The sequence below is a fragment of the Thiocystis violacea genome (genome assembly GCF_016583575.1).
Classification (GTDB): Bacteria; Pseudomonadota; Gammaproteobacteria; order Chromatiales; family Chromatiaceae; genus Thiocystis; species Thiocystis violacea.
In genome coordinates, this window is record NZ_NRRG01000060.1 from 17047 (window position 1) to 28479 (window position 11433).

General features: G+C 67.1%; 6 protein-coding genes and 1 tRNA gene. 4 read left to right on the forward strand and 3 right to left on the reverse strand.

Going from position 1 to position 11433, the window contains the following annotated elements:
• Positions 1 to 21: 21 nt before the first annotated feature.
• The 3 genes from CKO27_RS20400 to CKO27_RS20410 all read left to right on the forward strand — a co-directional run bounded on the left by CKO27_RS20400 (position 22) and on the right by CKO27_RS20410 (position 4903).
• Positions 22 to 2286 (forward strand): TIGR03032 family protein, encoded by a 2265-nt coding sequence (locus CKO27_RS20400; protein WP_200376765.1) that lies wholly within the window; start codon positions 22 to 24, stop codon positions 2284 to 2286.
• Positions 2287 to 2412: 126 nt separating this feature from the next.
• Positions 2413 to 3645: a magnesium/cobalt transporter CorA gene (gene corA, locus CKO27_RS20405; RefSeq protein ID WP_200376766.1), complete on the forward strand. Its 1233-nt coding sequence runs from the start codon at positions 2413 to 2415 to the stop codon at positions 3643 to 3645.
• Positions 3646 to 3859: 214 nt separating this feature from the next.
• Positions 3860 to 4903 (forward strand): cytochrome-c peroxidase, encoded by a 1044-nt coding sequence (locus CKO27_RS20410; protein WP_200376767.1) that lies wholly within the window; start codon positions 3860 to 3862, stop codon positions 4901 to 4903.
• Positions 4904 to 4984: 81 nt separating this feature from the next.
• On the opposite strand, the gene CKO27_RS20415 is transcribed toward CKO27_RS20410, so the two are convergent.
• The 3 genes from CKO27_RS20415 to ptsP all read right to left on the reverse strand — a co-directional run bounded on the left by CKO27_RS20415 (position 4985) and on the right by ptsP (position 10381).
• On the reverse strand, positions 4985 to 6766 hold the full coding sequence (locus CKO27_RS20415; protein ID WP_200376768.1) for a PTS fructose-like transporter subunit IIB: 1782 nt from the start codon (positions 6764 to 6766) through the stop codon (positions 4985 to 4987).
• A 206-nt stretch (positions 6767 to 6972) separates the two neighbouring features.
• Positions 6973 to 7908, reverse strand: coding sequence for a 1-phosphofructokinase (gene pfkB / locus CKO27_RS20420; RefSeq protein ID WP_200376769.1), 936 nt, complete (start codon positions 7906 to 7908; stop codon positions 6973 to 6975).
• A 10-nt stretch (positions 7909 to 7918) separates the two neighbouring features.
• Positions 7919 to 10381 carry a phosphoenolpyruvate--protein phosphotransferase gene (gene ptsP, locus CKO27_RS20425; protein ID WP_200376770.1) on the reverse strand — a complete coding sequence of 821 codons (2463 nt, stop codon included), beginning with the start codon at positions 10379 to 10381 and terminating at the stop codon, positions 7919 to 7921.
• A gap of 565 nt (positions 10382 to 10946) precedes the next feature.
• Between ptsP and CKO27_RS20430 the strand changes: the two genes are divergently transcribed.
• Positions 10947 to 11037: transfer RNA gene (locus tag CKO27_RS20430), tRNA-Ser, on the forward strand.
• Positions 11038 to 11433 lie beyond the last annotated feature (396 nt).

An 11433-nucleotide genomic window follows, 5' to 3' on the forward strand; every position in this document is an offset into this window, starting at 1 on the left:
CCCCTGTCCGCGAGTCCCGCCGTGTTTACCAGCCAACACACCCCATCCTTCCCGGCGCTGCTCCAACAGCTTGGCGCTACGCTGCTGGTCTCCACCTATCAATCCGGGCGGATCATTCTGCTGCGCGCCCGGGACGGGGTGCTGAACACCCATTTCTGCGCTCTGGACAGACCCATGGGGCTGGCGGCACGGGGCGGGCGACTGGCCGTCGCTACGGGCTTCCAGGTCTGGGAGTACCGCGACCTGCCGGCGGTCGGCGCGAAACTCCCGGAGCCCTGCGACGCCTGTTATCTGCCACGCCGCATGCATGTGACCGGAGACATCGACAGTCACGAGTTGGTCTATGCCGACGATGATGAACTCTGGCTGGTCAACACCCGGATGTCCTGTCTCTGCACGCTCGATCCGGCCTACAGCGTGGTGCCGCGCTGGCGCCCGCCGTTCGTCAGCGGCTATGACCTGACCGATCGCTGTCACCTCAATGGCCTGGCCCTCCGAAACGGCCGCCCGGCCTACGTCACGGCCTTGGGTGAAACCGACAGCCCGGCCGGCTGGCGGACGAACAAGGCGCGCGGCGGGGTGCTGCTGGAGGTGCCGGGCGGGCGGGTGATCGCGCGTGGCCTGTCCATGCCGCATTCGCCGCGCTGGCAGGCCGACCGGCTCTGGCTGCTGGAGTCCGGCGCCGGCACCCTGACAACCATCGATCCGGCCGGTGGGAGGCCGCGGGTGATCGCCGAGCTGCCCGGTTTCACCCGTGGACTCGATTTCGCGGGCCGCTATGCCTTCGTGGGACTGTCACAGGTGCGTGAGACCGCCATCTTTGCCGGACTGCCGCTGACCGAGCGGGTGGCCGAGCGGCACTGCGGGGTGTGGGTGGTGGACCTGACCGATGGCGCCATCGTCGCCTTCGTCGTCTTCACCGGCGCGGTGCAGGAGATTTTCGCCGTGCAACTACTGCCCCACCGCTTCCCGATCCTGCTGGAGGCCACCGATGCCCTGCTGCGCACCTCCTATTCCCTGCCCGATGAGGCGCTCGGGCAGGTCGTGGCCGCCGATCCGCTTCTCGCCGTGCTGGAGCGCGCCAACGCGCGGCACCAAGAGGGGCGACTGGAGGAAGCCCGCGCCCTCTATCGCGAGGTGCTGGGCCAGGATCCGCACCATCCGACGGCGCGTTTTCAGCTTGGAGTGGCCCTGGTGGAGGCCGAACGCTGGAGCGAGGCGGAGCCTGAACTCGTCCAGGTCATCGCCGCGCAGCCCGCTCATGCCGAGGCGCACAACAGCCTGGGGCTGTGCCGCGCCGGACAGGAGCGCTGGGGCGAGGCGATCGAACACTTCGACGCCGCCATCGCCGCGGACCGTCAGTACGCCACGGCCCATGTCAATCGGGCGCTCCTGCTGCTGAAACTGGGCCGCTACGCCGAGGGCTGGAGCGAATATGAGTGGCGCTGGCGCCTGCCGGGCCGCCTGACCTTCAGCGGCCCGCAGGCGCGCTGGCAAGGCGAGGCCATCACGGACAAGACCCTGCTGGTGTTCACCGAGCGCAACGCGAGCGAGGCCATTCGGTTCGCCCGTTTCCTGCCGCCGGCCGCGCGCCGTTGTCGACGCCTGATCCTGGTCTGCGCCGATGTGCTGCGTCCGCTCCTGGGCGGTGTCGAGGGCGTGGCCGAGACACGCCTCGACATCCCGCCCGACCGCTTCGACCTCTATTGCCCCCTGTCGAGCCTGCCCGGTGTGCTGGACTGCCAGCTCGATAACCTGCCCGCCACAGTGCCTTACCTGCGCGCGCCGGACCACCTCGGTGTGCCGCGACTGGCGGCCGACACGCCCCGGATCGGCCTGCTCTGGGCAGACGCGGCGACGCATCCCGGAAACCGTCACCACTCCTGTCCAATCGAGCGACTGGCCCCACTGTTCACGGCGTCGAAGGCCGGCTGGTATAGCCTGCAAACACCGATCGCCGCGTCGGACGCCGCCTGGCTGGACGCCCATGGCGTCATCAACCTTGAGCCGGAGCTAACTGATTTCGCCCGCGCCGCCGCGTTGATCGATCAGCTCGATCTCGTGATCAGCGTGGATACCCCCTTGGCGCACCTGGCCGGGGCACTTGGCAAGCCCCTGTGGATGCTGCTGGGCCAGCCCAGCGACGGGTGCTGGCTGCTTGAACGCGCGGATAGCCCCTGGTATCCGACGGCGCGGCTGTTTCGTCAACAAAGGGCGGGGGATTGGGAGGATGTGATCGAGCGGATCCGAGCCGCACTGGATGGTCTATTCGGGACGGACGGATAGGACCGAGGCTGACCAGGGGCGGGTTCAGGATCCATCCCGCTCGAATCGTCCGCGGTAGGGGTGGACTTGATCCCCGCCGCGCCCCGGCCGATAGTGATGGCCGGCATTCAGCGATGGGATTCAGGCATGATGCGCGACCCCAGCAACGGGCGGCCAGAGGGTGCGGAGGCGAGGCCGGCGACCGCTCCGTCCGATGGCGTGGAGCATCCGGCGCAGGCGCGCCAGCGGCACGCCAAGTCCGCGCGGAACAGCCCTGTCAAGCGGGCCGCGCGCGCACGGCTGCCGCGACCCAAGCCCGCCGCGCCGGGGTTGGCCGCCGGCATCGAATACCATGAGCTGACCCAGACGGCAGTCGAGCATCCCGCGCGGGTCGTCTGCACCGACTACAGCCCGGAACGCATAGAGACTCAGCAGGTTGCCGACATCGGGGCCTTTCTGGCCGTCCACCGGCCGTCCTGGACCAAGGTACGCTGGATCCATGTCGAGGGTTTGCAGGATCAGGCCGTGATTCGCGCGCTGGCGGAGAAGTATCAACTGCATCCGCTCGCCATCGAGGACGTCCTCCATGTCGGCCATCGCCCGAAGCTCGAGGACTTTCCCGGCACCGGCGAACAGCCGGGACGGCTCTTCGTCGTCGCGCGCGGCGTGCGCCTGACGGAGGCGCATGAGATGACGCCCGAGCAGATCGGCTTCTTCCTCGGGCGCACCACCCTCCTGAGCTTTCAGCAGACCTCCAGCCCGGCCATCGACGAGATCGCGCGTCGACTCGCCAGCCCGCGCTCGCGGGTGCGCGAGCACGATGCGAGCTTTCTCCTGTACGCCCTGATCGACGCCCTGGTCGATCACTACTTTCCCCTGCTCGACGCCATCTCCGAGCGTCTGGAACTGGCCGAGGAGGAGGTTCTGGAGCGCCCGCGCGCGGACTGTCTGCAGGCCCTGCATCAGATCAAGCGGGATCTCGTTATGATCCGCCGCAGTGCCTGGCCGATGCGCGAGCTGGTGTCCCAGCTCCAGCGCGAGCCGCACGAAGGTCTCTCGGCGATCACCCAGACCTACTTCCGTGACGTCTACGACCATGGCATCCAGATCATCGACCTGATCGAGACCTACCGCGAGATCGCCAGCGCGGTGACCGAGACCTACGTCTCGATCGTCTCCAATCGCACCAATGACATCATGAAGGTGCTCACCATCATCGGGACCATCTTCATCCCGCTCACCTTTCTGGCCGGCGTCTATGGGATGAACATGCCCATCCCGGAGAACGGTTGGCGCTATACCTACCCGATCTTTTGGGGCCTGTGTCTGTCCATTGCCGGCTTCATGATCTGGCGCTTTCGGCGCGGCGGCTGGCTCTAGCTCATCTTGCGGATCCGGCGGAAGGCGGGATGGACGTAATTGGCCGGACGCTTGCCGATCGGCTTCCTCGATTGGCCCCATAGATTTACCGAATTGGCCTTGAACCCCTTGTTACTCTAGGGTTGCACACGCCTCGACGACTCACATGAGTATTTTCCGATATTCTGATTTGACGAGGCGTAATTCAACCACTCGAACAGAGGAGCATCCTCGAATGAGAACATCGACCCTCGCGATCGCCTCGCTGGCGCTCATCGTTTCATCGAGCGTCTCGGCCAGTGACCAGGAACTGCGGGCGAAGGCGTCCGACGCCGGGCTCGCGGCGCTGCCCGACGCGATGCAGCAGCCCGCGAACAATCCCATCACCCCCGAGAAGATCGAACTCGGCAAGATGCTCTTCTTCGATCCGCGCATCTCGGCGAGCGGGCTGATCAGTTGCAATACCTGTCACAACCTGGGCACCGGCGGCGACGACAATCTGCCGACCTCGGTCGGTCATGGCTGGCAGAAGGGTCCACGCAACGCACCGACCGTCTTCAACGCCGTCTTCAATTCGGCGCAGTTCTGGGATGGCCGCGCCGAGGATCTCAAGGCCCAGGCCAAGGGTCCGGTGCAGGCGGGGGTCGAGATGGCTAACAAGCCCGAGCAGGTGGTGGTCACCCTCAAGAGCATGCCGGAGTATGTCGATCGCTTCGGTACCGCCTTCGGCGGCGAGGCCGATCCGGTCAGCTTCGACAACATGGCCAAGGCCATCGAGGCCTTCGAGGTCACCCTGGTGACGCCCGGCGCACCCTTCGACAAATTCATGGCCGGCGAGGACGCCGCCATGACCGCCGAGCAGAAGGAAGGCTTGTCGCTCTTCATCGACCGCGGCTGTGCCTCCTGCCACAGCGGAGTCAACATCGGTGGCGAGAACTACTTCCCCTTCGGTCTGATCAAGAAGCCCGGCGCCGACATCCTGCCGCCCGGTGACAAGGGACGTTTCCAGGTCACCAAATCCGCCTCCGACGAGTACGTCTTCCGCGCCGCGCCCTTGCGCAACATCGCCCTGACCGCGCCTTTCTTCCATTCCGGCCAGATCTGGGATCTCGCCCAGGCCGTGGCCGTGATGGGCACCGCGCAACTCGGCACCGAGATCAATGACGAAGAGGCGGGCAAGATCGCCAGCTTCCTCACGGCCCTGACGGGCGAGGTTCCGAAGGTCGAGTATCCGATCCTGCCGGTCGAGACGGCCACGACCCCGCGTCCGGAGTTCTGATCCGATTCCCCCGGCATGGCCGGGGGTAACCCTCGCTCGCGCGGCACGGGACAGCCGGATCGAAAAAAGGACATCGGTTCCTTAGCGATTGGCCGCGCCAGCCAGTTCAGTGGCCTTGGGCTCCTCCAGCGAGGGCTTTAGGATCAGCAGCGCGGTGGCCGTGATGAGCGCCCCGATGGCGATCGCCGCCGCGTACCAGCCGAGATCGCTCACCGCGTTCGGGATCGCCAGCACGAAGACGCCGCCGTGCGGGGCGCGCAGTCCGATCTCGAAATACATGGAGATGGCGCCGGCCGCCGCTGAGCCGAGGATGGCGGCGGGGATGACCCGCAGCGGGTCTTTCGCCGCGAAGGGGATGGCGCCCTCGGTGATGAAGGAGAGTCCTAGCACGCCGGCGGCTTTGCCGGCTTCGCGCTCGGCCTGGGTGAAGCGGCTGCGTCCGACCAGGGTGGCGATGGCGATGCCGAGCGGCGGGGTCATGCCGGCGGCCATGACGGCGGCCATGGGCATGAAGGTGTCGCTGGTGAGCAGCCCGACCGCGAAGGTGTAGGCGGCCTTGTTGATGGGTCCGCCCATGTCCACCGCCATCATGCCGCCGAGGATCAGACCCAGGATGACGGCGTTGGTCGAGCCCATGCCCTGCAGGAAGGCGGTCATGGTCTCCATGATGGTCTTCACCGGCGCGCCGACCACGTAGATCATCAGCAGGCCGACCGCCAGCGTCGAGAGCAGCGGGATGACCAGCACCGGCTTCAGTCCCTCGAAATTCTGGGGCAGTTTCACCCAGTCGCGGATCAGCAGGGCGATGTAGCCGGCGAGAAAGCCGGAGATGATGCCGCCGAGGAAGCCGGCCTCCAGGTTCATGGCGAGCATGCCGCCGATGAGTCCGGGCGTGAGTCCCGGCCGGTCCGCGATCGAGTAGGCGATGTAGCCGGAGAGGATGGGGATCATCAGCTTGAAGGCCGCGCCCCCGCCGATGTCCATCAGCGCCGCCGCGATCGTGCCCTTTTCCTTGAAGGCTTCGATGCCGAAGACGAAGGACAGGGCGATGCAGAGCCCGCCCGCGACCACGATCGGCAGCATGTAGGAGACGCCGGTCAGCAGGTGTTTGTAGGCGCCTTCCATTTTTCTGCCAGAGGATTTCTCCGCAGCCGCCTTCGACGGGGCCGTACCGCCGGCGATGGTCGCCCCGGTCTTGGCCTTGGTGATGACGTCCGCCGCGCCCTTGACCGCCGCGCCGACCGAGGTCGAGTAGAGCAGCTTGCCGGCGAAGCGCGAGGGATCGACGTGGGTGTCGGCGGCGATGATGACCAGATCCGCCGTCGCGATGTCTTCGTCGGTGAGCTGGTTCTTGGCCCCGACCGAGCCCTGGGTTTCCACACTGATACTGTCGCCCGCCGCCACTGCGGCCTTCTTGAGCGCGTCCGCCGCCATGAAGGTGTGGGCGATGCCGGTCGGGCAGGCGGTGATGGCGACGATGCGCCGGCCGCTGGCCTGAGCTGTCGCCTGAGTCGCTGCCGGTTCGGTCGCGACCGGTGGCGCGGTCGCCGCCAGACCAGGAACCAACGCCAGCAATTCCCCAAGCACCGCCTGGGTCTCGCGGATGGCGCGCCCGGTCGAGACCGTGAGCATCGGCTTATCGCCGAAGGGCTCGATCTCGACATGGATGTCGGCGGCGATCAGCACCGCGTCGGCGGCGGCGATGGTCGCGTCCGAGAGGCGGTTGGTGGTGCCCTCGGCGCCGTGGATCTCGACCTGCATTGCGTGACCCATGAGGTCGGCGGTGCGCTTGATCGCCTCCGCCGCCATGAGGCTGTGCGCGATGCCCGTGGGGCATGAGGTGACTGCGATGAGCTTGGCCATGCTGTTCTCCGGAATCCGTCAGAAATCAATGCGAGCCACGAAGGTCGTAGGATGGGCAAAGCCCGCGTATCGACGTCCGTGTCTTGCGCTGGCGATGGTCGGGCGTGCCCATCCTTCAAGCCTCGGAGCCGTGAATATGGGCGCGCCCGGCCAGCCTCACAGCCAGACTCGACCGGCTTCCACGGGCTTTGCCCATCCTACGATTCCTATTTCAATGCCTCGACCCCAACCCGCGCGGCGAACCCGTCGATGACGGACATCGCCGGCAGGTGCGGCCCAAGCTCCCCGAGCGCGCCGAGCGAAAAGGCGGTGGCGAGCCGGGCCTTGTCGGCCAGATCCAGCCCCCGCGCGGTGGCGGTGAGGATGCCGGCGACCATGGCGTCGCCCGCCCCGACGGTACTCTTGACGCTGATCCTCGGCGGGGTGGCGAGCACGGCGGCCTCGCCCTCGACGAAGACCGCGCCGTCGGCCCCCATGGAGACGGCGACCAGCCCGATGCCGCCCGCGATCAGGCTGCGCGCCGCGTCCAGCACATCCCCCGGTCCCGCCAGTGGTCGGCCGACCAGCTCGGCCAGCTCGTCGATGTTGGGCTTGATGACGTCCGGTCCGTGGCTCACCGCCTCGGCGAAGGGCGCGCCGCTGGCGTCCAGCAGCACTTGCTTGCCGCGTGCCTGGAGCTGGTCGATGAGTCCGGTGTAGATGTCGCTCGGCACCCCGGCCGGGACGCTGCCGGAGAGCACCAGCCAGTCGATCTTGGCGAGGAGCTGGTCGAGCGTCTTGGTCAGCCGTGCCAGGTCCGCAGCCGTCGGCGAGAGCCCGGGGAAGTTGATGTCGGTGACCTGGTCCAGCACCGGGTCGGTGATCTTGACGTTGACCCGGGTGCGTCCGGCCAGACGGACGCAGCGGTCGTCGATCCCCTTGCGGGCGAACAGCTCCAGAAAGGGCTCGATGTTGGCGCTGCCGAAGAGCCCGGTCGCGGCGACCTGAAGGCCGGCGTCGGCCAGGAAGGAGGCGACATTGACCCCTTTGCCGCCGGCGTCCGACTGCTCCCACTCGACCCGGTTGACGCGCCCGGCGGTGAAGCTGGGGACGCGCGCGGTCTGGTCGATGGCGGGGTTGAGACTGAGTGTGGCGATGCGCATGGCCGCCCCCTCAGCGCAGCCGCCGCACGGCGGCGGCGGTCGGGCAGGCGAGGGCGCGCCGGGCGAGGTCCTTCGCCTGCACCATGGAGAGCGCACGGATCTGCGCCTTGACCGCCGCGATGCTGGGGATGCTGACCGACAGCTCTTTCACGCCCAGCCCGGCGAGGATCACCACCCCGCGGGGATCGCCCGCGATGCCCCCGCAGACGCCGACCCACTTGCCGGCCTTGTCCGCCGCCTTGACGGTCAGGTCGATCATGCGCAGCACCGCCGGGTGCAGACCGTCCGCCTGACGCGAGAGCATGGGGTGCATGCGGTCGACGGCCAGACAGTATTGGGTGAGATCGTTCGAGCCGACCGAGAAGAAGTCCGCCTCGGCCGCCAGCTCATCGGCCATCATCACCGCAGAGGGCACCTCGATCATGATGCCGATCTCGACCGGATCGGCGCCGACCTCCTGGCGCACCTCCTCGGTCAGCGCCTTGGCGCGTCTCAGCTCCTCCAGGGTCGAGATCATGGGGAACATGATGCGCACCGGGCCGCTGGCGGCGGCGCGGAAGATGGCGCGCAACTGGGTGCGGAACAGCTCCGGGCGGTTGAGGCAGAGCCGGATGCCGCGCTCGCCGAGGAAAGGATTCTCCTCCACCGGCATCGCCATGTAGGGCACCGACTTGTCCCCGCCGATGTCCAGGGTGCGGATGATGATCGGCAGTCCGTTCAAGGACTTGACCATCTGGGTATAGGCCGCCGTCTGCTCGTCCTCGGTCGGGGCCTGGTCGCGGCCCAGGAAGAGGAACTCGGTGCGCAGCAGGCCCACGCCTTCGCCGCCGGCCTCGACCGCCTTGGCCGCTTCTTCGGGCGCGGCGATATTGGCGACCACCTCGATGCGCGCCCCGTCGGTCATGATCGCCGGCTGATAGCAGGCGCGCCGCTCGGCCTCGCGTTGGGTCGCCATGTCCGCCTGGGCGCGCTGGGCGTTGGCCCGATCAGTGTCGGTGGGCGCGAGCACCAGGGTTCCACTGTGGCCGTCGAGCACGATGAGCGTGCCGTCGGTGAGGTCGAGCACCGAGTCGCCCGCGCCGACCACGGCCGGGATGTCGAGCGAGCGGGCGATGATGGCGGTGTGCGAGGTTGGCCCCCCAGACCCCGTGCAGATGCCGAGCGCCAGCGCCGGATCGAGCCGCGCGGTGTCCGAGGGACTGAGGTCGTCCGCGACCAGGATCACCGGGGTCTCCGGCAGCTTGGGCTCGTCCTCGATGCGCTCGGCGAGCAGGCGCAGCACGCGCCGGCCGACATCGCGCAGATCCAGCGCGCGGGCGGCGAGCAGGGCGTCCTTTTGGGCGGCAAGCGTCTTGGCCTGCTGTCCGAAGCTCTGTTCCCAGGCATAGCCGGCGCTGCGGGCGTCCGTGCGGATGAGGGCGCGGGCGGTCTCGATCAGGCCCTCGTCGCCCAGGAACTCGGCATGGGCGCGGAAGATGGCCGCTTTGCCGGCCCCGGAGCGGGACTTGACCTCTTCATAGAGTTCCGCCAGCTCGCGCTTGGCGGCCTCGATGGCGCGGTCCAGCCGGATCAGCTCGGCGGCGGGATCGCGCGCGGTCGCTGCCACCACGATCTTGCCGCGCTGGTACTGCCAGATCGGCCCCAGGGCCAGACCGGGGGAGGCGGCGACGCCGTCGATGCTGCGGCCTTCCCAGTCGATCCGGGGCAGGTCGGTCGCGGTCGGGCCGGCTTCTTCCTCCTCCTCCAGACCCGCCTCGATCGCCTCGCGCAGCGCCCTCAGCGCCGCGTCCGCATCGCGGCCCTCCGCCATGACGCGGATGGTCGCGCCCGACGCGATCCCGAGATTCAGCAGGGCGATCAGGCTCTTGGCATCCCCGGCGCGGTCGCCGTGACGCACCCGGATGGTCGCCTCGAAGCCCTTGGCGATGTCCACCAGCGCCGTTGCCGGGCGGGCGTGCAGTCCGTGCGGGCTGGCGATGGTGATGTCGAAGTGGTTGGGCAGGTCGTCCGGCAGCGGCTGCGGGGCAGGGCGCTCGGCCGGCGATGCGCCGGAGGAGAGACGCCGCTCGATATCCGTGGCGTTCTTGGTACGCGCCAGACGCGCCGCCTCGGTGGGGTCGCCGAGCACATCGGTCAGATTGGTGAGGATCTGCAAGTGCTCGTCGGACTTGGCCGCGATGCCGACCACCAGATGCACCCGGTCGCCTGGGTTCCAGTCCACCCCATCCGGCACCTGGAGCACCGCCACCCCGGTTTGCTTGATCAGCCCGCGATCCTTGGGCACGCCGTGCGGGATGGCGATGCCGTTGCCGAGGAAGGTGTTGGCGACCTTCTCCCGCGCCAGCAGGCTGTCCACATAGCCGGGCTCGATATAGCCGGCGTCGATCAGGATCTGGCCGACCTGACGGATGGCGTCCGTCTTGTTCGCGGCAGTGGCGCCGAGGCGTACTGCTGATGCGTCCAGTGAGAGCATGCGTGAGCCTCCTCAGTTGATGTGTCTTATTGTTTGAGTCGCCAAGGCGCGGAGGACGCCTCTTCATCATGTGCGGCAAGTGCGTCCCATGACCAATGGCTCCCGCGAGGAAGACGCCGCGCGATCGATCCCCGCGGACATCCTCATCAGCCGATGATGCACGAGTTTACACATCGCATCGCGGCGCCGATGGCGAACATTTTGCCCTTCCCGCTTACGAGTATGGCGTTCACAACAGGCTTCGACATCTGGGTTATAACGAATCGCCATCAGGGGTTCCATGTCAGAGCACGGCGCGGTCGGTTTTGGAGAGGCGCGCGCCTCCCGGGACCGAGGCGTCTGATTGGTGCTCGATGGTCAAGAACTCCGATCCCGCGCCCCCCGACGCCCAACAGCGGGTAAGGTGGCCAAACCGAGAATGGCTGGGGAATCGAAGAGCGGTTTGAAACCGGAGCCCGCTTCATGTATCTTTCGCGGCTCTCGAACGACAGGGAGCCTCGGTCGACTGTTCGCCCCAGTGAAGATCGTATTCACGAGCAAAGACCGAGAGATATCCCAACTTCCCGGAGAGGTGTCCGAGTGGCTTAAGGAGCACGCCTGGAAAGTGTGTATAGGCTAATAACCTATCGAGGGTTCGAATCCCTCCCTCTCCGCCAATTAATGCGCTCATGTTGCTGAATAAAATGGCATTTTATTTCCAGTAGATTGTTCAGCCCACCGCCCAGTCCACCACATAAATCTTGCGTGTGACTCGGCGCTGATCTTCCTCGTGGCTGGCAACGCTTGTCTCCGAACCCGATAACCATTGATGGGACCGTCCGGTAGCGGACACCTTCCCCTGCCAAGCTCTACGCCTGCGGTTTACTAAACCAGTCGCTCAACCCAGATTCGCTGTGATCTCGCGGACTGTCCCGGAGGGTTAACTCCATCCCATTACACACAACTCTCCGTGTCCGACATCTCCCTGGCCTATTTGATCCCAGCGGCGAAGTCCATGACGCGCGGCAAGCCCAGCCAGATGGTCTTCAAGCCGGGCTCGCCATCGCCTTTGC

What these genes read in the sequence shown, in the direction of transcription:
- CKO27_RS20415 (WP_200376768.1), bottom strand. Translation starts at nt 6,766, where the DNA reads ATGGCCAAGCTCATCGCAGTCACCTCATGCCCCACGGGCATCGCGCAC.
- corA (WP_200376766.1), top strand. Translation starts at nt 2,413, where the DNA reads ATGATGCGCGACCCCAGCAACGGGCGGCCAGAGGGTGCGGAGGCGAGG.
- CKO27_RS20410 (WP_200376767.1), top strand. Translation starts at nt 3,860, where the DNA reads ATGAGAACATCGACCCTCGCGATCGCCTCGCTGGCGCTCATCGTTTCA.
- pfkB (WP_200376769.1), bottom strand. Translation starts at nt 7,908, where the DNA reads ATGCGCATCGCCACACTCAGTCTCAACCCCGCCATCGACCAGACCGCG.
- ptsP (WP_200376770.1), bottom strand. Translation starts at nt 10,381, where the DNA reads ATGCTCTCACTGGACGCATCAGCAGTACGCCTCGGCGCCACTGCCGCG.